We start from the raw sequence: 25,509 nt of genomic DNA, 5'->3' as shown, positions 1-25,509 counted from the left end.
CACCCGATACCGCCGTCGGGCTCGCTCAGTCCAGCGGACCGCCGGCGACGTAGACGACCTGTCCGGAGACGAAGCCGGCGCCCTCGCTGACCAGGAACGACGCGGTGTGCGCGATATCCTCGGGCCGGCCCACCCGCTGCACCGGGATCTGGGCGGCGGCCGCCTTCTGGAAGTCCTCGAACGGTACGCCCACCCGCTCGGCGGTCGCGGCGGTCATATCGGTGACGATGAAGCCGGGCGCGATGGCATTGGCCGTGACGCCGAATTTGCCGAGTTCCAGCGCGAGGGTCTTGGTGAAGCCCTGCAGGCCGGCCTTGGCCGCGGAGTAGTTGACCTGGCCGCGGTTGCCCTGCGCCGAACTGCTCGACATGTTCACGATGCGACCCCACTTGGCGTCGACCATGTACTTCTGCACCGCGCGGCTCATGAGGAAGGCGCCGCGCAGGTGCACGTTCATCACGGCGTCCCAGTCGTCGACGCTCATCTTGAACAGCAGGTTGTCACGCAGGATGCCGGCATTGTTGACCAGGACGGTCGGCGGTCCGAGCTCGTCGGCCAGCTTCGTCACCGCAGCGGCGACCGAATCCTCGTTCGAGACGTCGGCGCCCAGCGCGACGGCCCGGCCGCCGGCGTCGGTGATCGCCTGGACGGTATCGGCGCAGTGCGCCGCGTCCAGGTCGAGTACGCCCACCTTCAGTCCGTCCTGAGCCAGCCGGGTCGCGATCGCGGCCCCGATGCCTCGTGCCGCGCCGGTGACGACAGCAACGCGTTCAGCCATTGGCGGTCCTCCTGTACCTCTCGGAACATTCGCTGTGAGAGAACGGTACGCGCCGCTGTTCCACCCCCCGCGGCGGCAGCCGCTAATCGACCCCCCGCGGCGGCAGCCGCTAATCGACCCCCGCGGCGGCAGCCGCTATTCCACCCACAGCGACCAGATACTGCTGCGTCCCTGTCCTTCGCAGACCAGCGCGTGCCCGTCCGGGGTGCGGGCCGTCTTGTCCAGACCGGGATCGCATTTCGCGCCGCCCTCGTACACCGCCGTCGACACCGAGTACGGCCCGGTCCAGCGATAGCCGCTGCTGCCGTGCAGGCACAGCAGGGTGGCGCCGTCGCTCGCGGACCCGATCAATCCGGCCTGGGCCTGTGTGCACACCTCTCCCTTGGCCGCCGAGACGGGCCCGGCGGGAGCGGCCATGGTGGTGGCCGGTGGGATGGGTGGAGGTGTCACCACCGTCGTCGGTGCGACGGTGCGGGAGGTCGCGGTATTCGAGGTGACGGTGTCGGTGCTGAGTGCGGCGGGAACCGTGCCCAGCGTGGTGTGCGGCAGGGTGACGCCCGAAAGCACCAGCGCCGCAGCGAGAACCAACACCTCGGCCAGGCCGAGCAACAGGGCCGACATCGCCATCACCCGCCCGCGCGGATGGCTGAAGGCGATCAGCCCGAATACTATTGCCACCGGGAACAATCCGAGCAGAGCGGCCACCAGCGCCACGATCGCGTACGGATTGACGATCGGCGGCACCTCGACCCGCAGCCGGCCGGTGCGGCGGCGATTGGGTGCGCTGTCCCAGCGGTCTTCCTCGGCTTCGGCCGTCGGCCGGCGCCGGTTCGGTGTGGTTTCCCACCGATCGTCGGACGGTTCGGCGACTCGGGGATTGGCGGCCCGTCGCGGCGGTGGCGGATCCCAGCGGTCGTCCGCGGGGACCGGCTCGTCGGCCCAGTACTCCTCCTCGGGGACCTCGGGCCAGCGTTCGTCCGCGTACTGGTTGCGGGCCATGTGGTTCCTCTCGGTCGTGCAGGAACCTGGACACGCGGACCCCGCCCGTTACCGAGAAGAATAGGTGGATCGGCGCGACCCGCAACCCCCGTTTCTCCAGGGCCGGGCGACGGCGCGCCCGGAGGCGCCGGACGTCATCCCCGAGCGTCCGGCGCGCGCCGCTAGACCTCGTCGATCACATGCTCTCCGACGAAGGCGATCCGGATCGCCAGCAGCCAACCGGCAATCGCGAGAACGATGCGGTCGTACAGATCCGGTCCGCTGCGTCGCGCATGGCGTGGGCGGTGCGCGCCGACGACGGGTAGCGGCCGGGTCTCCGGTAGCCGGCCGGTCGCGCGGTATCCACCACCGACCCGGTGCCGTGCGTGCCGGTGGGCGGCATGCCGGGCGCCTCCCCCGGCGAACGCGGTCACGGGATGGCCCGATCGTCGAGGACGCAGCGGCCCTGTTCGACCAGCACCGCCCGCGCCCGCCGCCTGACCACGCACGTATCGACGGTGCAGTCGAGGTGCAATTGCATTGCGGCATGGGCTTGTTCGACGGTCATGATGCCCGGATCGGCGCCGCAGCGCAGCAGCCCGGCGACCGGCATGTGCAGATTCGTCAGTTGCATTCGGACACCCCCGCCGCGAACCGGCGGCGCGGTGGAGCTGGTGGATCCTGTGGTCCGGTCGCGGCGCGGCCGGTCGAAGCGGACGAAAGCTCGCTGGTCATCAACGACGACCCGATGACATGAACAGCCATGACTCCTCGTTCCTGCATGCGATACCCGACTGTGCCCGGCGAACCGACTCCGGGGGCCCGCTGCGAGCACACTCCCAGCATCCATCAGATCGGCGCTGCGCGGGGCGGAATCGCCGATCCCGTCCGATTCCCAGCGAATCGTCAGCACTGAAACAGCTTGGGAGAAAAGGACTTTTCGCATCCGCTCGAGCCTCGCTACCTGCGAACACGTCGGGCATGCCGCAGCGCCGCGCCCCCGAATCCGCGCCCCGAATATTTGCCCGCAGATCACGAAACCGCACCCGTTTCGCAACGAACGTATGTTTACCCCGGACGTGATCGGGTAATCAGAACTACATGGATCGCGGGCTGAGAAATACCCCACCTCGGTACCGCAAACTGCTTCCGGGTGATTGGGTCGAACATCTGATCGTCGGAATGTTGTTCGTGGTATCGGCCGTCGGGGTTTACGTACTGACCGGGGCCATGCTCTCGTCACTGCTGGTAGGAGCACTGGTCGCGGTGGTCGCGATCGGGGTCGTGACAATGCTGTAGCCGGTCGGCGAACCGACCGGCTACCTGATTTCCCTTATTCGAAACGGACGAAATCAACGGCGGAATCAGCGATGAATATCATCGCCGATTCCGCCGTCGAATTATCGCCGGAACAATTTGTTACCCAACCAGACGATGGGATCGTATTTGCGATCCACCACCCTTTCCTTCATCGGAATGAGGGCATTGTCGGTGATCTTGATGTGTTCCGGGCACACCTCGGTGCAGCACTTGGTGATGTTGCAGTAGCCGAGCCCGAACTCCTCCTGCGCCATCTCGCGCCGGTCGGCCACATCGAGTGGATGCATCTCCAACTCGGCCACTCGCATCAGATACCGCGGCCCCGCGAAGGCGTTCTTGTTGTCCTCGTGGTCGCGCACGACGTGACAGGTGTTCTGGCACAGGAAACATTCGATGCACTTGCGGAACTCCTGCGAACGTTCCACATCGCGCTGCTGCATCCGGTAGTCGCCGGGCTTCAGATCGGCCGGCGGCGTGAAAGACGGTATCTCCCTGGCCTTCTGGTAGTTGAACGAGACATCGGTGACGAGGTCGCGGATCACCGGGAAGGTGCGCATCGGCGTCACCGTCACCACCTCGTCGGCGGTGAAGGTCGACATTCGGGTCATACACAGCAGGCGCGGGCGGCCGTTCACCTCCGCCGAACAGGAACCGCACTTACCGGCCTTGCAGTTCCAGCGCACCGCCAGATCCGGAGCCTGGGTGGCCTGCAACCGGTGAATGATGTCGAGGACGACCTCGCCCTCGTTCACCTCCACGGTGTAGTCCTGCAGTTCGCCCTTGTCGTCGTCACCGCGCCACACGCGGAAGTGGGCATCGTAACCCATTGCTACTCATCCCCTTTCGCGGATGATTCGGCGGCCGCGGGATGAGCGGCGGTCTCTGCCGGGGTGTAATACTTCTCCAGCTCGCTCAACTCGAACAGGGCGAGCAGATCCGGCCGCATCGGCTTCTGATCCTCCGAGGTGACCGTCACCGGCGGCACGGTCTGGCCGACACCGTCCGGATCGGTCCGGCACACCAGCAACCGATTGCGCCACTGCGCATCCATCTGCGGATGGTCGTCGCGGGTGTGACCGCCGCGGCTCTCGGTGCGCAGCAGCGCCGCCTGCGCGACACATTCGCTGACCAGCAACATGTTTCGCAGGTCGAGTGCGAGATGCCAGCCGGGGTTGAATTGCCGGTGGCCCTCGACGGTCACACTGTCGTAGCGCTCACGCAACTCGGCCAGGCGCCCGATGGCCTGTTCGAGTTCGTGCTCCTTGCGGATGATGCCGACCAGGTCGTTCATCGTCTGCTGCAGATCCGTGTGCAGGGTGTACGGATTTTCCCCGGTCCCCGTGGCCGGCGGATCGAAGGGTGCCAGTGCGGATTTCGCGGCCGCGTCGATATCGGCGTCGGCAACGGCCGGGCGCTGAGCCAGCTGTTCGACGTAGGCGGCCGCGCCCAGCCCGGCGCGTCGCCCGAAGACCAGCAGGTCCGACAGCGAGTTGCCGCCGAGCCGGTTGGATCCGTGCATACCGCCGGAACATTCACCGGCGGCGAACAATCCGGGCACGGTGGCCGCGCCGGTGTCGGGATCGACCTCGATACCGCCCATCACGTAGTGACAGGTCGGCCCGACCTCCATCGGCTCCTTGGTGATGTCGACATCGGCCAGCTCCTTGAACTGGTGATGCATCGACGGCAGCCGCCGCATGATCTCGGCGGCCGGCAGCCGGGACGCGATGTCGAGGTACACCCCGCCGTGCTCGGTGCCGCGCCCGGCCTTGACCTCTTCGTTGATCGCGCGGGCCACCTCGTCGCGCGGCAGCAGGTCCGGGGTGCGGCGCGCGGAGTCGTTGTCGCGCAACCACTGATCGGCCTCGTCTTCGGTCTCGGCGTACTGGCCCTTGAACACCGCCGGGATGTACTCGAACATGAAGCGCTTGCCCTCGGTGTTCTTGAGCACGCCACCGTCACCGCGCACACCCTCGGTGACCAGAATGCCCTTCACACTCGGCGGCCAGACCATGCCGGTCGGATGGAACTGCAGGAATTCCATGTTGATCAGCGATGCGCCGGCGCGCAACGCGAGGGCGTGACCGTCGCCGGTGTACTCCCACGAGTTCGAGGTGACCTTGTAGGACTTGCCCACCCCGCCGGTGGCCAGCACGACCGCCGGGGTCTCGAACAGGACGAACCGACCCGACTCCCGCCAGTACCCGAACGCACCGGAGATGGCGTCGCCATCCTTGAGCAGATCGGTGATCGTGCATTCGGCGAACACCTTGATCCGGGCCTCGTAGTCGCCGGTCGCGGCGTAATCCTCCTGTTGCAGCGAGACGATCTTCTGCTGCATGGTGCGGATGATCTCGAGGCCGGTGCGGTCGCCGACATGGGCGAGGCGGGGGTAGGTGTGCCCGCCGAAGTTGCGCTGGCTGATCCGCCCGTCGGGCGTCCGGTCGAACAGCGCCCCGTAGGTCTCCAGCTCCCACACCCGGTCGGGTGCTTCCTGGGCGTGCAGTTCGGCCATGCGCCAGTTGTTGAGGAATTTTCCGCCGCGCATGGTGTCGCGGAAATGCGTCTGCCAGTTGTCCTTCTCGTTGGCATTGCCCATCGAGGCGGCGCATCCGCCTTCGGCCATGACCGTATGGGCCTTGCCGAACAACGATTTACACACCACCGCCACCGAGAGGCCGTGTTCGCGCGCTTCGATCACCGCACGCAGGCCGGCGCCACCGGCACCGATCACGACGACGTCGTACTTGTGCCGTTCGACTTCAGGCATGAAACGAATACTCCTGGGACACTGAGGAATGGGGCTCTATGGCGTTGTCTGTCGCCGGAATCAACCGATGAAACGCGGATCGGAGATGGTCCCGCTGGCGACCAGCATGATGTAGAAGTCGGTGATCGCCAGGGTGGCCAGCGTGGTCCATGCCAGTTGCATGTGCCGCGTGTTCAACTTCGACACCTGCGTCCACATCCAGTAGCGCACCGGATGGGCGGAGAAGTGTTTGAGACGTCCGCCGGTGATATGCCGGCAGGAGTGGCACGAGATCGTATATGCCCACAGCAGAACGACATTCACCACCAGGACGATGTTGCCCAGGCCGAAGCCGAAGCCGCCGTCCTTGCCGTGGAACGCCATGACCGCGTCGTAGGTGTTGACCACCGACACGACGACCGCGACATAGAAGAAGTAGCGGTGCACGTTCTGGATGATCAGCGGAAGCCGCGTCTCACCGGTGTATTTGCCGTGCGGTTCGGCGACCGCGCAGGCCGGCGGCGAGAACCACACCGCGCGGTAGTAGGCCTTGCGGTAGTAGTAACAGGTCAACCGGAACAGCAGTAGGAACGGCAGCACCAGGAAACCGAGCGGAATCCACATCGGCAGGTTGCCGACCCAGTGCCCGAAGTGGCTCGAACCCTCGACGCACGAGGTACTCACGCAGGGTGAGTAGAACGGCGTCAGATAGTGGTAGTCGGAGACCCAATATGCCGTTCGCACAAAGGCTCTCACGGTTGCGTAGATGATGAATGCGGCCAGTCCGAGCACCGTGAGCAGTGGGGGGACCCACCATCGGTCGGTACGCAGAGTGCGTGTGGAAATGGCCGCGCGGCCTTTGCTGAAAACTCCCGTGCCCGCCTCGGGGGCGCGTGTCGGTGCTGCGCTCACTGCAAGCTGCCTCGCTGGTCTACCCCGTGGAACGTCATCGTTACCTCCGGCGTCGAATGTGATGCTGAGCACCATACGACAACCGGGCTATGACTCGAGGCCGGTCCAGACAAGATCTATCGCCGCTCCGTCCTATGATTTGCGCCACATTTTCTGAGCGCTCGACGGCGGCGGTGCAACGAGTGAATGACGAGCTACTTCGGACCTTCTTCGCGAATACGGCGGGGTGGGGAACCGACGGGCCGCAGCGCCGTCACGGCGGAATGGATGGCCGCCGCGACGACCCGTGCTGCTGGTGAACGTCGGGTTACTTGGTGCGCGGCCTCGAATGGAAGCCGAGGCCCTCGTCCTGTGCGCCCATCCACGCCGCCTCGTCGGACTTGCTGTCCGGCACGTAGATGACCTCCTGCTGCCGGCGGCTGTCCACCTCGGGCGGCGGGGTGTGCTCGAACTCCTCGGCGTCGATGGTGAGTCGTTCGAGATCGTTCTCCAGCCGGCGGACCGAGTTGGCATCTCCGTAGTGGGTGCGCAACGCGCCGACGCATTGCCGGAGCTGTCCGACCGCGAAGCGCAGTTCGGCGATCTCACTGCGTGTCATCGAAACCTCCTGGTGCTTCCGGGCCGATCACCGGATCGGATCCCGCCCTGCAGGGCAAGATCAAACCTGTGACGGACCGCACATCGTGATCTACAACACATTACGTGATCATTCGCGTTCTGGCTCGTCGCAGATGGAAAAAGTTCTCGCCACCTGCGTGCCCGGCGCGGTGCGCGAACCTCATCCGGCGGCCGGCAGGGTCGCCGCGACCGACGGGGACTCCATCCCGACGAGCGTGGCGAGAACCGGAAGCGCGGCGGTCTCGGCTCCACGACCTTCGAGGGTGACGGCCGGCGTTCCGGTCGCGCGGTCCACGAGTGCCGCGACGGCCACCGCCACCTCCTCGGCGCGCTCCAGGATCACGCTGTGTCCGGCGCCGTCGAGCCGGACCAGTTCGGCGCCGCCGAGTTGTGCGGCAAGGACCACCGAATGCGCGAACGGAATCATGAGGTCGGCCGATCCGCCGAGAACCAGGGCCGGGAGATCCGACAGCAGGCGCAGGGTGGGCGTCTCGTCGAAGCGGATGAGTGAATCCAGGAAGTAGGCCATGGTCGGCAGCGGGGTGTCGTTGAGCATCGCGGTGGCGAGTGCGGCCATGCGCGGATTCACCCGCCGCGAGCCGAAACTCGCCTCCCGCACCATCGGCTCGAAAACGCGGCGCCCCAATCGCTTCGACACCTGCAGCGCCCGCGGCGCCCGCTGGACCGCGACCCGCAGGGAGGTCACGGTGTGCCGGTTCAGCAATCGGCCCAGCCCCACCGCCGTGATGCCGGCGGCCGCCCCGGCGATCAGCCCGACGCCGACCACCCGGGTGCCGATCGTGGCCGGGAACAGGCGGGCGTAGGCCAGCACCACCATCGCGCCCATGGAATGGCCGACCAGCACGACCGGGCCCGTCGGCGCGACCGCCCGCAGGACCGCGTCGAGATCGTGGCCCAGCTGGTCGATGGTGTAGGTCATCGGATCGGCGCCGGCGGAATCGCCGTGACCGCGGTGGTCGTAGAACACCATCCGGGTGCCGGAGCCCCATTGCCGCAACAGCTGATCTCGCAGGAACCACCAGGATTCGGTCCGCAGGCAGTGACCGTGGACGAACACCACGGTCACCGAGGCCGTGGGCGGACCGAAGGTCCAGGCGGCCAAGGGGGTGCCGTCGTCGGCGCAGACGGTGACGCGGGTGGCGATCGTCGTGGACATGACGTCCTCCTGCAGAGTCCGTACCTGCCCGGATGTCGGATTTGATTGCCGCCGCGTTAACGGTCATAACCTGGTGTTATGCAGAAGTTGTACAACTGCTGCCGCTCGTTCGCCGACGATCCGGCGCGAGGGGAATCGTCAGAATATTTCCATCTCTACTGAGGTTCGTAGAAAGCCCTAGAAAGAACTCGACTCGGCTCCCGGTACTAGGACCGAAACTGGCCTATATCGCCCCTAGCGTGATGTGCATGAGCGCAGAGATCCGCAGCTTCCGCATAGACATTCCGCAGTCCGATATCGACGATCTGCACGATCGGCTCGAGCGGACGCGCTGGGCGCCGCAATTGCCCGGCGCGGAGGGCAGCCGGGGTGTCCCGGTGACTCGGCTCCGCGAACTGGCCGACTACTGGCGCACCGAATACGACTGGCGGGCACAGGAAGCCCGGCTCAATCGCTTCCCGCAGTACCGCACCGGCATCGACGGTGTCGATGTGCACTTTCTGCACGTGCGCTCGCCGGAGCCGGAGGCGCTGCCGCTGGTTCTCAACCACGGCTGGCCCAACACCTTCGCCGAATTCGCCGGCCTCATCGACCTTCTCGTCGACCCCCGGGCGCACGGTGGCGATCCCGCGCGGGCCTTCCATGTGGTCGTACCGTCGGTGCCGGGATACGGTTTCTCGGCCGCGCCTGCCGAAACCGGCTGGAGCACAGACCGTGTCGGCCGGATGTGGGTGGAACTGATGGCCCGGCTCGGCTACGAGCGGTACGGCGTACAGGGCGGCGACCTGGGCACCTACGTGGGCACCGCGATGGCCGAGGCGGCGCCCGACCGGGTGGCGGGGCTCTACATCACCGCCGGTCTCGGCTTCCCCACCGAGGCCGATGTGCCGGTCCTGACCGATGCCGAACGAGCCGGCTACGAGGCGATGATGTCGGCGGACTGGGTCAACGGCGTGGATCATCACGGGCTGCTGCGTGCGGCGCCGCAGACCTTCTCGATCGGGTGGAACGATTCACCCGCCGCCGCGCTGGCCTGGATGGTGCAGAAGTACACCGACTTCAGCGCCGCCGGCGCGCTCGATACGGCGATCGACCGCGACGCGCTGCTGACCACCGTCGGCATCTACTGGTTCACCCAGAGCTTCGGGACGTCGGCGTGGTCGTACTACGACAGCACCGGCTTCGCCTGGCCGACCGGTTCGGCGCGGGTCCCGACCGGGGTGTACAGCGGCGCACCGGGCATCCGCCGGCTCGCCGAGCGCACCGCGAAGATCGTGCACTGGCCGGAGGGTAATCCGGCGGGACACCATTTCATCGCGATGGATCAGCCGGGGGCATATGCGGCCGACCTGCGCAGATTCTTCAGCGATCTCGCCTGAGTGACGTGCCATCGGGAAATCTGAGGCTCTCGATCCCTGAAACTAGACAGCCCTAGATTTCCCGATGGATCGCTACACGTCGGCGGCCGTGCGCGTGGATGGCAGGAACGGGGTGAGCAGATTGTGCTCGGTGGACGGGCCGAATTCCCACTCCGCGATCCACGGGCCGGTGCCCTCGCTCGGATCGAGCACACCCGACTCCAGCCATTCGTAGCGGCCCTCGAGCACCTGCCGGGTCAGCGCGGTGTCGGCGTCGTCGGTGTTGTCCCACAGTGCGTCGAAGGCGGCCTCGACCCGCAACCGGGACTGGCGGCAGAAGGTGTCGGCCAGTTCCGTCGCCGCGGCCGCGTCCCGGCTGTTCTCGGCGCGCATGGCCTGGGCTCGGACGCACGCCGCCGACATGGCGAACAGTTCCGCGCCGATATCGACGAGGCGGCCCAGGAACCCCTGCCGGTATTCGAGTTTCGCCTGCCAGCGCGCCATCGCGTACATCAGTTCGCGCGCCTGCTTGCGCGACATCCGCTCGACGAAGCGCAGATGCGTTGCCAGCGGCCCGAATTCGGTGTAGCCGGCGGGGAGCGTGCCACGGCCGACCGCCAACTGCGGGAACCATTTCGCGTAGAAGCCGCTCGCCCCGACCGCGGCGGTGGCCTTGTCCTTCAGTGCCGCATGGCGATCCACGAGCGCGCCCGCGGCGGCCATATGCGCATCGGCCATCTCCCGGGCGATCAGCAGCCGCATGATCTCGCTGGAACCTTCGAAGATCCGATTGATCCGCAGATCGCGCACCAGTTGTTCGGCCGGTACCGCGCGCTCGCCCCGATGGCGCAGGGAGGCGGCGGTCTCGTAACCGCGTCCGCCGCGAATCTGGACCAGTTCGTCGGCGATGCGACAGCTCATCTCGGAGGCCCACAGTTTGGCCAGTGCGGCTTCGATGCGGATGTCGTTGCGCGCCTCGTCGCACATGGTCCCGGACAGTTCGAGGACCGCCTCCAGCGCGAAAGCGGTTGCGGCGACGAAGGATATCTTCGACGCGACCGCCGCGTGTTCACCGACCGGGCGGCCCCACTGCACGCGCGCCGCCGACCAGCCGCGGCTGATCTTCAGCGACCACTTCGCCGCCGCGGTGCACAGTGCGGGGATGGCCAGCCGTCCCGCGTTGAGCGTGGTCAGCGCGATCTTCAGGCCGTCGCCCTCGCGTCCGATCAGATTGCGCGCCGGCACCCGAACCTTGTGCATGCGGGTGACGCCGTTCTCGATCCCGTGCAAACCCATGAAGGCGTTACGGCGCTCGACGGTGATGCCGGGGGTGTCGGCCTCCACCACGAAGGCGGATATCCCGCCGCGATGGCCGGGCCCCTTGGGCACCCGCGCCATCACCACCAGCAGTTCGGCGACCACACCGTTGGTCGTCCACAACTTCACGCCGTCGAGTTCGTAGGCCTCGCCGTCGGCGGTCGGGGTCGCGGTACTCGCCATCCGGGCCGGGTCCGATCCGACGTCCGGTTCGGTCAGCAGGAAGGCGCTGACCGCGCCCCGCGCGCACCGGGGCAGGAATTCGCGCTTCTGTTCCTCGGTGCCGGCCAGCTTCAGCGGTTCCGGTACGCCGATCGACTGATGTGCCGACAGCAGCACGCCCAAACTCGCGTGCACCGAGCCGACCATCATCAGCGCCCGGTTGTAGCCGACCTGCGACAGGCCCTGCCCACCGTATTCCGGCGGGATCTTGAGCCCGAAGCAGCCGAGTTCGGCCAGGCCCCGGACATAGTCGTCGGGGATCTTCGATTCGGCCTCGATGACCGACCCGTCCAGCGTCTCGCAGAAGGCCCGCAGGCGTTCCAGATAGGCCTCGGTCCGCGCGGCGTCGTCGGGAGCCGGTTGCGGATATGGATGAATCAGGTCGAGCCGGAACCGGCCGAGGAACATCTGCTTGGCGAACGACGGTTTGGCCCAGGTGCTTTCGCGCGATTCCTCGACCAGTGCGCGGGCCTGTTCTTCGGTGGCGTGAACTTTCGCGGCTGTCGCCATGGGATCCTCCCTCGAAACGTGACCAGGATCACATTTGAGTGTAGGAGAGTTAGTTACTCGCCGGTAGGCCTATGGCGAAATCGGAAGGCGAAGAATTACTGGACGCCGCGCAGATATCGCCCGAAATGTGGCACCGTGAAGCCGATGGTGCCCCGCTCGGCCGAATAGATCAGCCCCTTCTTGATGAGCCCGTCCCGGGCCGGAGACAAGGATGCGGGTTTGCGGCCCAGTTCCTTGGCGACCGCCGCGGTCGGTACCGGCCCGTCGTCGCCGGCCAGATCGGCCATCGCCCGCATGTACTCGCGCTCGGCGGGAGTTGCCCGCTCGTAGCGGGAGCCGAAGAAGCCGACCGCCAGTTCCTCCTCGGCCGCCGGGGCCGCCAGTTCCACATCCTCGGCGCCGATCGGGCTGCGGGCGGCCACATCCCAGGTGGCCTTACCGTAGGCCTGGACGAAATAGGGGTAGCCATCTGCCTTGTCGTACAAGGCTTTCAGCGCCTCCTCGGTGAACTCCACCGCCTCGCGCTCGGCGGGCGCGATCAGCGCGCGATCCGCGGAATCGCGATCGAGCCGGTCGATGCGGTGGTAGCCGAAAAGTCGCTCGGAGTAGCTCTTGGAGGCCGAGAGCACGGCCGGCAGATGTGGCAGGCCCGCGCCCACCACGATCAACGGCGCTGTCTCCTGGCTCAGTTCATGGCAGGCGCCGCAGATGGCGGAGATGTCGGCCGGTCCCAGATCCTGCATCTCGTCGATGAACACGGCGATGCCGACGCCGATATCGCGGGCCAGCTGAGCCGCCTCGAGGAGCAACTCCACCAGATCGATCTCGATGTCACCGGAGTCCGCGCGTCCGGTGACGGCCGGGACGTCGATTCCGGGCTGCCAGCGTTCGCGCATTCCCTTGTCGGCGGTCGCGCGCAGGGCGAAGGCCTTGAGGATGCCCAGGAAATCGTCGACCATCTCGGGATTGCGGTGGGCGACCGCGATCTGGCGTACCGCCATATGCAGCGCCGAGGCCAGCGGCCGCCGCAATTCCTGATCCGGGCGTGCCTCCAGTTTGCCGGTTCCCCACCCGCGCGAGCGGGCCGTGGACCGAAGTTGATTGAGCAGCACCGTCTTTCCCACGCCGCGCAGGCCGGTGAGCATCACACTGCGTTCGGGACGTCCGCGCGAGATGCGTTCGAGCACGATGTCGAACGCGTCGAGCTGTTTGTCGCGCCCGGCGAGTTCGGGCGGGCGCTGGCCGGCGCCCGGGGCATACGGATTCCGCACGGGGTCCATGCCCCGACACCGTAGCGCGTTCGCATCGAAATCTCGGGATATATACGGGATGTCCTAGATTGCGCTATCCGATCGAATGGCAGCCGCCGCGCGGGGTGGCCGGGCGCGGTGCGCTCTACGCTGGGGGCCGATCGAGGTCCGAAATGTCCGCAGGAGGGGTCATGTCCACCGATTCGGAAGATCAGCAGTCCGGCGATCGGCCGAACCCCACGGTGGCCGAGGTCGTCGGATCCTGGGACGTGCCCGCCGGAGCGAGCGTGGCGCGGCAGATTCGCGACAACATCCTGCACGCGATCGCGCAGGGGTACGACGATCCGCAACTGGTGGCCGATCTCGCGGTCGGTCCCCTCGTGATAGCCCTGGGCCGGCTGGAAACCGAACTGGCGGACGCGCGTGGTCGCATCGCCGAACTGGAGCGCGCGGTCTGTCCGCGCGGAGAGGCCGAGTGAATCCGCCGCCGGTGTAACGCTCGGGCGACTCGTTTCGATAACGAGCACAGGGCCGTGGATACCGTGTCGTGATCTCCATAGCAGATCGATTCGCCGGGCTGTAATCGGGGGTGGTCCTGGCGATTTGGCGACACGCGGGCAGACACGCCGTCGTGTGGGGTGGACAACAACACCGAGCCGTCGTAATCTCTTCGTGACTTCGCGGAGTATGTCGCTTCATTAGAGGGGCGGCCCGTTGAGTCACCGCCTAATCAGCAGTCGAGTGGGCAGCTCGATCGCTGAACCGGGGACCCAGGTTACTGGGGTGAATCCTCTTCGGTCGCAAGGTCGATGGGGTAGGGCCGAATCTTCCCGGTCCGAACCCGTCAGCTAACCCGGTCGGCGCGTGGGCAAGGAAGAAACAGGAGACTCAGCTCGGTGGGTAAACACAGTCTGCAACGGGAATCTCGGCTGCCGAATTCCGTCAAGGGTGCGCTGGTCTGCGGCGCAGTAGCGGCAACAACCGGTGCGATTCCGGCGATTCCGGCCATGGCGGCCACGATCAACGTTCCCGGCGTCGGCAACTTCGACGTTCCGCTGGGTTCGGATTTCGACCAGCAGGTCAGCCAGGCGAACCAGGTGCTCGCCGATCACGCGGATCAGATCAAGGGAGTTCAGCAGGCGCTGAGCTCGCAGGCGATCGCGCCCAGCATCCCCAACGCCGCGCAGAACCCGATGGGTAGCATGTTCGGCCAGCCGCAGCAGCAGCACGGCGTCGGCGACGTCGCTCTCGACGCTGCGCGCAGCAAGATCGGCGCCGACTACGTGTGGGGCGCCTCCGGTCCTTCGAACTTCGACTGCTCCGGTCTGGTGCAGTGGGCGTACAAGCAGGCCGGAATTCAACTGCCGCGGACCAGCTTCGAACAGTCGCATGTCGGCAAGCCGGTCGCCTTCCAGGACCTGAAGCCGGGCGACCTGGTCATCCAGAACGGTGGCGGCCACGTGTCCATGTACGCCGGGGATGGCAAGATTCTCCAGGCGCCGCAGTCGGGCGAGACCGTCAGCTACGCGCATCTGGATCCCGACTCGATCGTCACCGCACGCCGCGTCGCCTAGTCGTTCCGCTCGACAGCACGGCCCGGCGGTGATCCGCCGGGCCTACTGTGAGGAGCGAAACTGGAACAGGCACAACCAGCTACAGCTCGGGTCGACTCCTGGATCTGGGCTGTCCGGCTGTTCAAAACTCGATCCGCTGCGGCCACCGCGTGCCGCGGCGGACACGTGCGTGTCAACGGCACGGCCGTCAAACCCGCTCATCAGATCAAGTCCGGTGATGAGGTGCGGGTCCGTAATGCCGGAGTCGAACGTATCGTCGTCGTGGTCCGGCTGGTCGTCAAACGCGTCGGCGCTTCGATTGCCACGCAGTGCTATATCGACAAGAGCCCTCCCCCGCCCGCACCCGACATCGTCGCCGCGATGCCCAAGCGCGACCGCGGTGCCGGACGGCCCACAAAGCGCGAACGCCGCGAGACCGATCGGCTACTCGGCCGCGATTCGACCTGAGGTGCCGCCGCCGAACTCCCCTGCCCGATAGAGTTCGCGGCACTCGCCCCGGCGCAGCTTTCCGCTCGAGGTTTTCGGAATCGCGCCGCGCGGCAGCAACAGCACCGCCGCCGGCGAGATGCCGTGCACCGTCGCCACCGCGGCCCGGACCCGCCGGCCGAGATTGTTCGCGGCGGGCTGTGGGCTCGTCATTTCCGCGATGATCACCAGGTCCTCGCGTTCACCGGTATCGACCCCGAACGCCGCGATATGCCCGGGCCGCAGTTCGGGGGCCGAGTCGGCGGCGGTGGCTTCGATATCGGCGGGGAAGTGGTTGCGGCCGTCGATGACGATGGTGTCGCGCAAACGTCCCGCGATGTAGAAACCCCCGTTGTGGACGAAACCGAGATCGCCGGTGCGCAGCCATGTTCCGGGCTCTCCGGGCAGCACCGCGCCGAAGGTGGCGGCCGTCCGCTCGCGCAGCCCCGCATATCCCGCGCCGACATTCGGGCCCTGCACCCAGATCTCGCCGACGGCACCGTCGTCGCGGGGGGTGAGAGTGATCGGGTCGACGATGCGCACGGTTTGCCCGGCGGGACGGCCACAGTCGACCAGGGCGAGACCATCCGCCCGGCCGCCGAGCGCATGGCGCGCGGACGCGACGATCGCCCGGCCCGAGCTGAGGGCGGCGCGATCGAATTCGACGCAGACCGGTTCCGCCTCCGGGCGCGAGATGGTGACCGGAAGGGTCGCCTCCGCCAAGCCGTATCCCGCGGTGTGGGCCTGATGACGAAATCCGTGCGGTGCGAAGGTGCGGGTGAATGCGCCCAGGGCGGTGGCGCGGATCGGTTCGGCCCCGTTGAGCAGCAGATCCAGTGGCGACAGGTCGAGACCGTCGCGTTCCTCCGCGCTGGTTCCCGAAACTGCCAGGGACAGGCCGAAATTCGGGCTCGCCGTCGTGGCCGCGTGATAGTCGCTGCACGCGCGCAGCCATCGGATCGGCCGTTTGGCGAAGTCGGCCGGTGGCAGCGTGATCGCATGGACGCCGAGATACAGCGGCAGCGCCAGGGCGAACACCAGGCCCATATCGTGGAAGAACGGGAGCCAGTTCACCATCGGGCCATCGTCAGCCGGTGCCAGGGCGCCATGCAGCTGATCCAGTGCCGCCGCGAGGTTCGCATGGGAAACACACACTCCCGCAGGCGAAGTGGTGGACCCGGAGGTGTACTGGAGGTAGGCGGGATGCGTGCCGACCGTATCCACTCGGACATCGTCGGTGCGAGCGTGCGCATCGACCGTGAGGAGTTCGCGGTGCGGCAGGCGAGCGGCATCCGGACTTCGGGCGCCGGGCACCGGCTGCGCCGAACCGGGCGAGACGAGCCGCAACCTCGGCTCGGCATCGCCGAGGATCGTTCGCAACCGGCCGGCGTTGTGGCGCACCGTGTCCGGGAACAGCGGCACGGCGGTGCGTGCGCTGTAGAGACAGCCGAGGAAGGCGACGACATAGTCCAGGCCGTGTTCGCACTGAATCGCGACGCGATCACCGGGCGCCGTCCGTTCACGGATGGCGGCTGCCAGTGCACCCGCCGCGCGGTGCAATTCCGAGGTCGTCACGGTGACCGCCACCTGTCGGCCGCCGGGATGAGACAGGGCGGTGAAAGCCGGATCGTCCGGTGCTTCCGCAGCTCGCGCCGCAACGGCCGCCGCCAATCGGTCGGTCATGTCATGCTCACTCCTGTCGCGGCAACCGCGCTGCCAGTGCCGCCGACAAGGCTGTGACGGAGGGGTTGTCGAACAGCTCGGTCGTTGCGATACGAATTCCCAGCCCGGCCTCCAAACGGCGTCGCAGATCGATCGCCAGGAGCGAGGAGAGATTCAGCGTCGCGAAGTCGGCGTCGGAATCGACGGATTCGACCGGGCGCGAGAGCGCGCCGGCGACGGTGGCGCGAACGATGCGTCGAACCTCCTCCGCGTTCGTCACGGTATCGGCCGGTGCCGCTTCGCGTGCCGGACCGACTGGCAGTGATCCGGTCCTCTGCGGTGGCAGCCGAGCGGAGGGAACCTGCCGATCCGACCGCGACAAAGAATCATGGTGCGGCGCAGCAGGAATCAGCGCCTCGCGCAGCCGGGCTGCGATCGGACCGGAGTCGTCGGTGGGCGTGTAATCCAGCGCGAGCACCACCGCTTGCGGGCGGCCGAGGACCGCGGAGAGCACGGACATGCCGCGGGCGACATCGAAGGGCGTGATGCCGGCCGTTCGCAGATGCGCGGCGCCCCCGGCCGAGCGGGCGAGTCCGGCGTCCCAGCTGCCCCACGCGATGCTGGTCACCGATCGGCCGGTGGCGCCGAGCGCCAGCGCGTCCAGAGCGGCATTCGCCGCGGCGTACGCGGCCTGTCCGGGGGCGCCGAAAAGCCCGGTGGCGGAGGAGAACAGGACCGTGAAGTCGACCGGGTCGTCCGCTGTCAGTTCGATCAGTGAGATGGCCGCGGTCACTTTGGGTCCGAAGTGCAATGCCAGCGATTCGCTTGTCACCCGGTCGAATTGGGCGTCCTGCAACATGCCCGCGGCGTGCACCAGGCCGCGAATCGTCGATCCGCATGCCCGGATGTCGTCGAGGGCGTTGGCCAGGTCCGCGCGATCGGCGGCATCACAGCGCACGACCACCACCCGGTCCTCGGCGCCGTCGAGTAGCGGCGGCAGCGGCCTGGGACGTCGGGTCAGGACGACGACATCGCGCGCTCCCTGTTCGAGCAGCCACCGAACCGCGGCGGCCCCCAGCGCGCCGAGCCCGCCGGTGACCACGTAGGTCCCGTCGGCGCAGAGCGGAACCGCGGAGCCGGTTCCTCCGAGCCGTCGAAACCGCCGCACCAGCGTTCGCGCACCTTCGACACGCACTTCCGTGGGCCCACCCGAACGGAGCACGAGGTCGCGTACGGCATCGGCGCCTGATTCGTCGGACCAGATCAGGCGCACCGGTCGGCCGGATTCCAACTGCAGGGTCCGTACCAGTGCGGCCACGGCGTTGTGTGCGACGGATGCCGGATGACGCAGCACCACGGTGAGGCTCGCCGTCGTTTCCGCGGCGATCACCTGCTGCAGGACGCGCAAGGCTTGCCCGAGGCCGGTGACGAGCGAATCGCTGCGTGCGGCGTCGGCCCTCGTACCGCTCGGGCCCGTATCCGGCCAGACCAGGACGACAGCCGTGGGGGCCGATCGTCCCGCTGCCGCCGACAAGGCCGTCGACTCGTCGCCGGGCTCGCGGGCGATCCGCTCGGCGGGGATATGCCGGTCCAGGGCGCGGGCGATCGACTTCGCGAGGTGCGATTCTCCGACGACCGCAACCCGCTCGATGACCGGATTCACCGCCTCCGCACCTCCGGCGGAGAACGGCGAGGCGATCCACTGTTCCTCGCGCAGTACGGAGTTCGCCCACTCGGGTGCCGTGGCCACCGTGGCGTCGTACTCGGCTCGTCCCCGCACGGCGGTGCGCCCGCGAAGCAGGTGCATCCCCGCGCTCGCGAGGCCTTCGAAATCGACACCGGCACTGCCTGATTCGCGCGGCGCATCCGGAACCGGTGTGCGAGCTTTCTCCGGCTGTGTGTTGGGGCTGTCGCCGGCGGCAGCGCCGGAACGGTCGCCGCCGAACTCGGTGTCTCCGGAAGGGCGGGAGGCGACCGTGTGTCCGGACCGGAAACCCGGCGCTCGCTCCGAGACGAGACCCTTGCCCGAGAATGCAATCCGCACACCGATGAACGCGACTGCGGGGGCGTCGTCCTGGTCCAGCGCGATGACATCGCACAGGAGGCCGCCCGGCTCGTGCTCGCGCACGAACGCATGCGCCTCGGTCAGCAGCACGCGGTGGGCATCGGAAAGCCAGACCGACGCGATCGCCACCGGCACCGCGAGTCCGTCCGCGGGCAAGACCTCCCGGCCGGCGGCGGCGATCAGTTGCAGACAGCCGTCGAGCGCGGCGGTGGACAGCGGAATCGAATCGAAGACGCCGACCGCGGTACGGTTTCCGGCACGAACGGCCGCCAGCGGGCGAAAGCGCGGACCGTAGTCGAGTCCGCGGTGGCGCAGGGATGCGTAGAACTCGTCGATATCGAGTTCGTCCGCTGCCGCAACGGAGGTTCGATGGTCGTCCACCGTGCGCATCCAGCCGAGGATGTCGGCGGGTGCGGCGGCGCTGTCGGTACGGGCCGAGGCGAGCGACACCGGCCCCAGCAGTACGCGCAGATCCGCACCGCTGCGGTAGCCGACCGCCGCGAGATCGGCGATATCCGTGCGTTCGTGCACCGCGAAGTCGGCCAGCCGAATCGGTCCGGGTGCCGAATCGAGCAGGCGCCGAATCCAATACGCGGCGGGCACGGTCGGCACGCCGTCCACCACGTGATCGTCGAGACGCTCGCGTCCGGGGTCGGTCGTGGTGCGGGTGAGCAGTGGGAAACTTTTTCGCCGCCACCGCCGTTCGATCACCGGACCGGCAGCCGGGCCCTGGATCGACCAGTCGACGTGACGCCCCCGCACATACATCGCGCCGACGGTCCGGAGCAGGGCGGCGACCTCGCCGTCGCGGTGCGCGGCCGCGAAGACGGAGTCGGCCAGTTCGGGATAGTCCCGTACGGCCGGCGCCAGCACCGGATGCGGCGATATCTCCACGATCGAGGTGTATCCCCGGCCCATGGCCGATTCGACGGCGGCGTCCAGATCGACTGTGCCGCAGAGGTTGTCGATCCAGTACTCGGTATCCATGGCGGCGGAATCGATGACCAGGCCCGACCGTGCCGTCGAGAACACCGGCACCCTGGGCGCGCGCGGCTGCGGCGCCCGGAGCGCGGTACTGAATTCGCCGGCCAGCGCGCGAACCTGCGGGCTGTGCGCCGCGAAATCCACCGGCACCGGCCGCACGTAGTACTGGCGCCGCCGCGCTCGCCGCAGCAGCGTCTCCATGTACCGCGTGGTGCCGGAGACCACCACCGTCCGGGGGCCGTTCACCGCCGCGACGGCGACCTCCGCACGCAGTGGCTCGACCAGCCGCCGCGCCTGGTCCGGTGTCGCCTCGAGCATCGCCATCATGCCCTGCCCGGCCAGCCGGCCCAGCGCCCACGAGCGCACGGTGACCAGATGTGCGGCATCGTCGAGGGACAACGCTCCCGCGACCACGGCGGCCGCGATTTCCCCCAGGCTGTGCCCCGCCACCGCATCCGGTTCGATTCCCCATGTCGCGAGCAATCGGGCCAGCGCCACCTGGTAGACGAACAGCGACGGTTGCACCGTCTCGGTGGCGCCGAGGCCGTCGGCGAAGCCGTGCCGAGGCGTCCACACTCGTGGCCCGCCCGCATCCGCCACCGCGTCCGCCGCTTCGGCCACCGCGTGGACGAATTCGGGATACCGGGCCGCCAGTTCGCGCCCCATTCGCGGATGCTGGCCGCCCTGTCCGGAGAACAGGAACAGCACGCGCCCGCGCCGGCGGCCACCGACTCCGAGCAGGGCCGGCGAGCGGGAACCGCTCGCCAGCGCGCGCAGTGCGTCGGCGGCATCGTCGACCTCGTCCGCGACGATCGCGGCCCGAATCGGCTGGGGCAGTGCGCGTCCGGCTGCGGCCAAGCCGGACAGTGACAGCTCGCCGGTGCCCGCCAGCCGGGCCGCGGTCTCGCGCAGTTCGTCCGCGTCGCGACCGGTGAGTCCGATGAGCACCGGAGGCCGCACCTCGGGTACCGGTCCCGGCTCCGCCTCCCGCACGACCACATGCGCATTGGTTCCGCCGAATCCGAACGAGCTGACTCCCGCGCAGCGCCGATCGCCGGAGTCCGCGGCCCAGCCGACCACTTCGCCCGGCACCCGCAGGCCGCGTTCGGCCAGCCGCAGCAGCGGATTCTCGCGCTGGAAGTTGATGGTGGGCACGATGGTTCCGTGGTGCAGGCACAGCGCCACCTTGGCCAGCCCGGTCACCCCGGCAGCCGCCTCGAGATGGCCGATATTCGATTTGATCGATCCGACATACGGTTTCACCGCACCGCGCGGCGCGTCGAGGACGGCGGCCAGCGCCTCGATCTCCACCGCATCGCCGACCGGTGTTCCGGTGCCGTGACATTCGAAATACCCGGCGGAGCGCACGTCCAGGCCCGCGCGTGCCCACGCCGTCCGGATCACCTGTTGTTGCGCGCGTCCGTTCGGCGCGTACAGACCGTTCGAGCGTCCGTCCGAACCCACTGCGGCACCGGCGATCTCGGCATAGCGACGATTGCCCTCACGCTGAGCGTCGGCCGTGCGCTGCAGCACCAGCACCGTCGCACCGTCACCGCGCACGTATCCGTCGGCGGCCGCGTCGAACGGTTTGCACCGCCCGTCCGGCGCCAGGAAGCCGCCCTGTTCCAGATACTGCGAAGTATGTGGCAGCAGTGCGAGATTCACGCCGCCGACGATGGCGTACGGTACCGCCTCGTCGGCCAGCAGCCGCAGCGCGAGGTCCACCGCGGCGAGCGAGGACGAACACGCGCTGTCGAGCACCACACTCGGTCCGTGCAGATCCAGCGCATAGGAGATCCGATTGGCGATGATGCTGAGCGCCGATCCCGTCACCGCGTAGGGCGCGTCCTGCCCGCCGCTGCCGAGGACGACCGTTCCGTGGTCGAAACCGCAGGCGCCGAGCAGAACCGCCGTATTCGATCCGCCCAGCCGATAGCCGATTCCGGCGTCGTCGATCGCCTCGACCGCGACCTCCAGCGCCAGCCGCTGTTGTGGATCCATCAGGGCCGCTTCACGATCGGAGATCGAGAAGCGCTCGTTGTCGAATTCCGCGATCGACTCCAGATAGCCGCCCCGGCCCGCGCCGTCGCGATCCGGCGGGGGGTCGCCGACACCGCTGCGGCTCTCGATCAGCAAGCGCCACAAGTCGTTCACGCCGGACGCTCCCGGCACTCGGCAGCCGATACCGATGATCGATATCGGTGGCGTGGCGGGTGTCATCGGCCCTCGAGATGGTCGACGAGCCGCTCGATATCCGGGTTGTCGTAGAGGTCGGTGAGCGAGATTTCCACGCCCAGCGCGTCTTCCAGCACACCGGTGAGGCGGGCGAGCTGCGCGGAGGTCAATCCCAGATCGGTGAAAGGCAGTGTGGTCGAAACGGATTCGGGTTCAGCGTCCAGCATGTGCGCGATCGCCGCGACTGCCGCGTCCGCCATGGTGTCGATCCGCTCCCGCTGCCCCACCGCCACTTCCTCCCCGTATAGTGCAGGTTCCCCAGCGATTATGCCGACAAGTCGGGGCCCGGTGAAGAGGTCGAGACAGCTGAGGCCACAGGGACGAGAGTGACGGAAACGAGCCGCGACCGTGGCGGTCGCGGCTCGCGCCGTATGCCGGAATCAGACGACCAGTGAGCCCAGCCGCGAGTTGATCAGCGCCTCGGCCTCGTCCACGATGCGCGAGATCAGTTCGGCGCAGGTGGGGATGTCGTCGATCAGGCCCTGCACCTGTCCGGCCGACCAGATGCCGGCGTCCAGGTCGCCCTCGTCGAACACGCGGCGGCCGCGCGCGCCGGCGACCAGATCGCGCACATCCTCGAATTTGCCTCCGGCGGCCTCGATTTCGACCACCTTGCGGCTGATCTCGTTGGCGGCCACCCGGGCGGTGTTGTTCATGGTGCGGAAGATGAGCTGCGTGTCACGCTCGGTGTGGGCGACGATCTGCTCCTTGACCTTCCGATGCACCGGGGACTCCTCGGTGCACAGGAAGCGGGTGCCCATGTTGATGCCGTCGGCGCCCAGCGCCAGCGCGGCGACCAGGCCGCGGGCATCGGCGAAACCACCCGACGCGATGACCGGGATGTCGAGCGCCTTGGTGGCGGCCGGGATCAGGATCAGGCCGGGCACGTCGTCCTCACCCGGGTGTCCGGCGCATTCGAAACCGTCGATGCTCACGCCGTCGACGCCGATCTTCTGCGCCTTGAGCGCGTGCCGGACGCTGGTGCACTTGTGCAGCACCTTGATTCCGGCTTCCTTGTAGTACGGCAGGAACGGCTCCGGGTTGCTGCCGGCGGTCTCCACGATCTTCACGCCCGACTCGATGATCGCCTGGACGTATTCCTGGTACGGCGGCGGATTGATCGACGGCAGGATGGTGACGTTGACGCCGAACGGCTTGTCGGTGAGCTGCCGGGTGCGCTCGATCTCGCGCCGCAGATCGTCGGGGGTCGGCTGGGTCAGCGCGGTGATGAAGCCGAGGCCTCCGGCGTTGGCGACCGCCGCCACGAGTTCGGCGCGGCCGACGTGCATCATGCCGCCCTGCACGATCGGGTGTTCGATACCGAACATCTCGGTGAATCTGGTGCGCAACATCTGGTTGTCCTCCTGGCCGCGGTACGACTCGGGGCGGCGCGCCCGGCATCTCCGGCACGACTCGATGCCGGTGTGTGCACAGACTGCCGCCCCTCGGGTGCCTGGCCGCGTGCGAGCCGGGCCTGCCCGGATGGGTCGATACTGGCATGACGACCGCATCGGAGACAACAGGATGTGAGTGGCAGTTTGCTCCGACGGCCTCGAAGGCCGTGGAACTGACGTCACCGTGCACTCAGATAAAATCCCAGGTTATCGCCATGAGACGGCGCAGTATGGCGAACCTTCTGTGAACCGGGATTCTCGTATGTAACCCTTGTCACGGCAAAAAGTTAGTTGCTATTCTCGCTGTTGGTTCAGCCGTCGACGCCGCCGGGCCATCCGGTGGCGAACTCTGACGGGCCGAGAGGAGTTCCTGCATGACCACCGGTGTCCAGACCGACGAGCCGATCCGGTCGCGTCGCAACCACTGGAACAACCAGATCGCCACGCATGCGCTGATGCGCCCGGACGCGGTGGCGATCCGGTTCCGCGGGCAGGACACCACCTGGAAACAGCTGCACGAGCGGTCACTGAAATTCGCCGATGCCCTGGCTCGGCGCGGTGTCGGCTTCGGCGACCGGGTGCTGATCCTGGCGCTCAACTACACCGAGTACCTGGAGGCCGTGTTCGGCATCAACGCGCTGGGCGCGATCGCGGTACCGGTGAACTTCCGGCTCACCCCGCCCGAGGTCGCCTATATCGTGGCCGATTCGGGGGCCGCGGCGATCGTCACCGACTCGCTGCTGCAGCCGCTGGCCACCGGTGTGATGGCGCAGAGCGAGACGCTGCGCACGTGCGTCGTCATCGGCGGCACCACCGGCGAGGGTGTCATCGGCTACGACGACTTCCTAGCCGAAACCGGCGAACCCCATGTGCCGCAGGATATTCCGGAGGACACTCCGGCGTTGATCATGTACACCTCGGGCACCACCGGCAGCCCCAAGGGCGCGATCCTGTCCTACGCCAACCTGAATGCCCAGGCGCTGACCTGCATTCGGGCGATGAACTCGACCCCCGACAGCATCGGCTTCTGCACCTCGCCGCTGTTCCACATCGCCGGACTGGGCGCTCTCGCCCCGGCGTTCATGCTCGGCTCCACGACCGTCCTGCATCCGCTGGGCGCGTTCAACGCCACCGAATTCCTCGACGCCATCGAGGCCGAACAGGCCACCACCGCGTTCTGTGTCCCCGCCCAGTGGCAGCTGATCTGTGAGGACCCGACGGTCAAGGAGCGCAAGCTCGCGTTGGAGACACTGAGCTGGGGTGCGGCGCCGGCGTCGGAGACCGTGCTGCGGGCGATGGCCGAATGCTTCCCGAACGCGCAGAACGTCGCCGTCTTCGGCCAGACCGAGATGTCGCCGATCACCTGCGTGCTCGAGGGTAAGGACGCGCTGCGCAAACTCGGCTCGGTCGGCAAGCCGATCCCGACCATCCAGAGCCGCGTCGTCGACGACGAGATGAACGACGTCGCGCCGGGCGAGATCGGCGAGATCGTCTACCGCGGGCCGACCATGATGCAGGGCTACTGGAACAAGCCCGAGGCGACCGCGGAAGCCTTCGCCGGCGGCTGGTTCCACTCCGGCGACCTGGTTCGCCAGGACGAGGAGGGCTTCGTCTGGGTGGTCGACCGCAAGAAGGACATGATCATCTCCGGCGGCGAGAACATCTACTGTGCCGAGGTGGAGAACGTGCTGTTCGCGCATCCGAAGATCCATGAGGCCGCGGTGGTCGGCCGGGCCCACGAGAAGTGGGGCGAGGTGCCGGTGGCCGTGGTCGCGCTGCTCGACGGCGAAACGCTGACCCTCGAGGAACTGACCCCGTTCCTCAACGACAACCTCGCGCGATACAAGCATCCGAAGGATCTGGTGATCGTGCCGGAGCTGCCGCGCAACGCCAGCGGCAAGGTCGTGAAGGTGCAACTGCGTAAGGACTACGCGGGCTGAT

21 protein-coding genes and 1 riboswitch are annotated in these 25,509 nt (G+C 67.7%); of the genes, 6 read left to right on the top strand and 15 right to left on the bottom strand.

Annotation, left to right across the window (positions count from 1 at the left end; all coding sequences use genetic code 11):
• Positions 1–25 precede the first annotated feature (25 nt).
• From fabG to C8258_RS12275, 4 genes are all read right to left on the bottom strand, one after another.
• Entirely contained in the window at positions 26–778 is a 753-nt protein-coding gene (gene fabG, locus C8258_RS12290) for a 3-oxoacyl-ACP reductase FabG (protein ID WP_036507270.1), read from the bottom strand.
• Between the two features lie 135 nt (positions 779–913).
• Positions 914–1,777 carry a DUF4190 domain-containing protein gene (locus C8258_RS12285; RefSeq protein ID WP_106955295.1) on the bottom strand — a complete coding sequence of 288 codons (864 nt, stop codon included), beginning with the start codon at positions 1,775–1,777 and terminating at the stop codon, positions 914–916.
• A 161-nt stretch (positions 1,778–1,938) separates the two neighbouring features.
• Complete coding sequence (locus C8258_RS12280; protein ID WP_106955294.1) at positions 1,939–2,190, bottom strand: hypothetical protein; 252 nt, start codon at positions 2,188–2,190, stop codon at positions 1,939–1,941.
• The gene (locus tag C8258_RS12275) at positions 2,187–2,390 is read right to left on the bottom strand and encodes a hypothetical protein (RefSeq protein ID WP_036507264.1); all 204 of its coding nucleotides are present in this window, start codon (positions 2,388–2,390) and stop codon (positions 2,187–2,189) included. Before C8258_RS12275 ends, C8258_RS12280 begins: the two co-directional genes overlap by 4 nt.
• A 467-nt stretch (positions 2,391–2,857) precedes the next feature.
• Here C8258_RS12275 and C8258_RS12270 point away from each other — a divergent pair, with 467 nt between their 5' ends.
• Positions 2,858–3,055: a hypothetical protein gene (locus tag C8258_RS12270; RefSeq protein ID WP_036507263.1), complete on the top strand. Its 198-nt coding sequence runs from the start codon at positions 2,858–2,860 to the stop codon at positions 3,053–3,055.
• A gap of 101 nt (positions 3,056–3,156) precedes the next feature.
• Here the strand turns inward: C8258_RS12270 and C8258_RS12265 are convergent, their stop codons facing one another.
• The 5 genes from C8258_RS12265 to C8258_RS12245 all read right to left on the bottom strand — a co-directional run bounded on the left by C8258_RS12265 (position 3,157) and on the right by C8258_RS12245 (position 8,532).
• Positions 3,157–3,903, bottom strand: coding sequence for a succinate dehydrogenase/fumarate reductase iron-sulfur subunit (locus C8258_RS12265; protein WP_036507260.1), 747 nt, complete (start codon positions 3,901–3,903; stop codon positions 3,157–3,159).
• A gap of 2 nt (positions 3,904–3,905) precedes the next feature.
• Positions 3,906–5,846 (bottom strand): fumarate reductase/succinate dehydrogenase flavoprotein subunit, encoded by a 1,941-nt coding sequence (locus C8258_RS12260; RefSeq protein WP_106955293.1) that lies wholly within the window; start codon positions 5,844–5,846, stop codon positions 3,906–3,908.
• 60 nt (positions 5,847–5,906) lie between these two features.
• On the bottom strand, positions 5,907–6,737 hold the full coding sequence (locus C8258_RS12255) for a hypothetical protein (RefSeq protein WP_039781718.1): 831 nt from the start codon (positions 6,735–6,737) through the stop codon (positions 5,907–5,909).
• Between the two features lie 307 nt (positions 6,738–7,044).
• Positions 7,045–7,335, bottom strand: coding sequence for a hypothetical protein (locus C8258_RS12250; RefSeq protein WP_030514117.1), 291 nt, complete (start codon positions 7,333–7,335; stop codon positions 7,045–7,047).
• A 180-nt stretch (positions 7,336–7,515) separates the two neighbouring features.
• Positions 7,516–8,532: an alpha/beta fold hydrolase gene (locus C8258_RS12245; RefSeq protein WP_106955292.1), complete on the bottom strand. Its 1,017-nt coding sequence runs from the start codon at positions 8,530–8,532 to the stop codon at positions 7,516–7,518.
• Positions 8,533–8,780: 248 nt separating this feature from the next.
• Here C8258_RS12245 and C8258_RS12240 point away from each other — a divergent pair, with 248 nt between their 5' ends.
• Positions 8,781–9,911 (top strand): epoxide hydrolase family protein, encoded by a 1,131-nt coding sequence (locus C8258_RS12240; RefSeq protein WP_106955291.1) that lies wholly within the window; start codon positions 8,781–8,783, stop codon positions 9,909–9,911.
• A 72-nt stretch (positions 9,912–9,983) separates the two neighbouring features.
• On the opposite strand, the gene C8258_RS12235 is transcribed toward C8258_RS12240, so the two are convergent.
• Together C8258_RS12235 and C8258_RS12230 are read right to left on the bottom strand one after the other, a co-directional pair.
• On the bottom strand, positions 9,984–11,939 hold the full coding sequence (locus C8258_RS12235; RefSeq protein ID WP_106955290.1) for an acyl-CoA dehydrogenase family protein: 1,956 nt from the start codon (positions 11,937–11,939) through the stop codon (positions 9,984–9,986).
• A 95-nt stretch (positions 11,940–12,034) separates the two neighbouring features.
• Positions 12,035–13,219, bottom strand: coding sequence for an ATP-binding protein (locus C8258_RS12230; protein ID WP_039781715.1), 1,185 nt, complete (start codon positions 13,217–13,219; stop codon positions 12,035–12,037).
• Between the two features lie 161 nt (positions 13,220–13,380).
• On the opposite strand from C8258_RS12230, the gene C8258_RS12225 reads away from it, so the two are divergent.
• From C8258_RS12225 to C8258_RS12215, 3 genes are all read left to right on the top strand, one after another.
• Positions 13,381–13,668 (top strand): hypothetical protein, encoded by a 288-nt coding sequence (locus C8258_RS12225; protein ID WP_106955289.1) that lies wholly within the window; start codon positions 13,381–13,383, stop codon positions 13,666–13,668.
• 234 nt (positions 13,669–13,902) lie between these two features.
• Positions 13,903–14,067: riboswitch (cyclic di-AMP (ydaO/yuaA leader) on the top strand.
• A gap of 18 nt (positions 14,068–14,085) precedes the next feature.
• A complete protein-coding gene (locus tag C8258_RS12220) occupies positions 14,086–14,763 on the top strand; it encodes a C40 family peptidase (RefSeq protein ID WP_063920660.1) in 678 nt (225 codons plus the stop codon).
• Positions 14,764–14,823: 60 nt separating this feature from the next.
• Positions 14,824–15,210 carry an RNA-binding S4 domain-containing protein gene (locus C8258_RS12215; RefSeq protein ID WP_106955288.1) on the top strand — a complete coding sequence of 129 codons (387 nt, stop codon included), beginning with the start codon at positions 14,824–14,826 and terminating at the stop codon, positions 15,208–15,210.
• Here C8258_RS12215 and C8258_RS12210 read toward each other — a convergent pair.
• The 4 genes from C8258_RS12210 to C8258_RS12195 all read right to left on the bottom strand — a co-directional run bounded on the left by C8258_RS12210 (position 15,187) and on the right by C8258_RS12195 (position 23,526).
• Positions 15,187–16,911 carry a fatty acyl-AMP ligase gene (locus C8258_RS12210; RefSeq protein WP_106955287.1) on the bottom strand — a complete coding sequence of 575 codons (1,725 nt, stop codon included), beginning with the start codon at positions 16,909–16,911 and terminating at the stop codon, positions 15,187–15,189. The genes C8258_RS12215 and C8258_RS12210 overlap by 24 nt on opposite strands.
• A gap of 7 nt (positions 16,912–16,918) precedes the next feature.
• The gene (locus C8258_RS12205) at positions 16,919–22,159 is read right to left on the bottom strand and encodes a type I polyketide synthase (RefSeq protein WP_106955286.1); all 5,241 of its coding nucleotides are present in this window, start codon (positions 22,157–22,159) and stop codon (positions 16,919–16,921) included.
• On the bottom strand, positions 22,156–22,401 hold the full coding sequence (locus C8258_RS12200; RefSeq protein ID WP_233225036.1) for an acyl carrier protein: 246 nt from the start codon (positions 22,399–22,401) through the stop codon (positions 22,156–22,158). Before C8258_RS12200 ends, C8258_RS12205 begins: the two co-directional genes overlap by 4 nt.
• Positions 22,402–22,554: 153 nt before the next feature.
• Positions 22,555–23,526, bottom strand: a complete 972-nt coding sequence (locus C8258_RS12195; RefSeq protein WP_106955285.1) for a nitronate monooxygenase family protein — start codon at positions 23,524–23,526, stop codon at positions 22,555–22,557.
• A 416-nt stretch (positions 23,527–23,942) separates the two neighbouring features.
• Here C8258_RS12195 and fadD5 point away from each other — a divergent pair, with 416 nt between their 5' ends.
• A complete protein-coding gene (gene fadD5 / locus C8258_RS12190) occupies positions 23,943–25,508 on the top strand; it encodes a fatty-acid--CoA ligase FadD5 (RefSeq protein WP_106955284.1) in 1,566 nt (521 codons plus the stop codon).
• Position 25,509 lies beyond the last annotated feature (1 nt).

Source organism: Nocardia sp. MDA0666 (assembly GCF_003023875.1).
GTDB classification, from domain to species: domain Bacteria; phylum Actinomycetota; class Actinomycetes; order Mycobacteriales; family Mycobacteriaceae; genus Nocardia; species Nocardia aobensis.
Note: the sequence above shows the minus strand (reverse complement) of the source record. Positions and strands in the feature narration are given on the sequence as shown.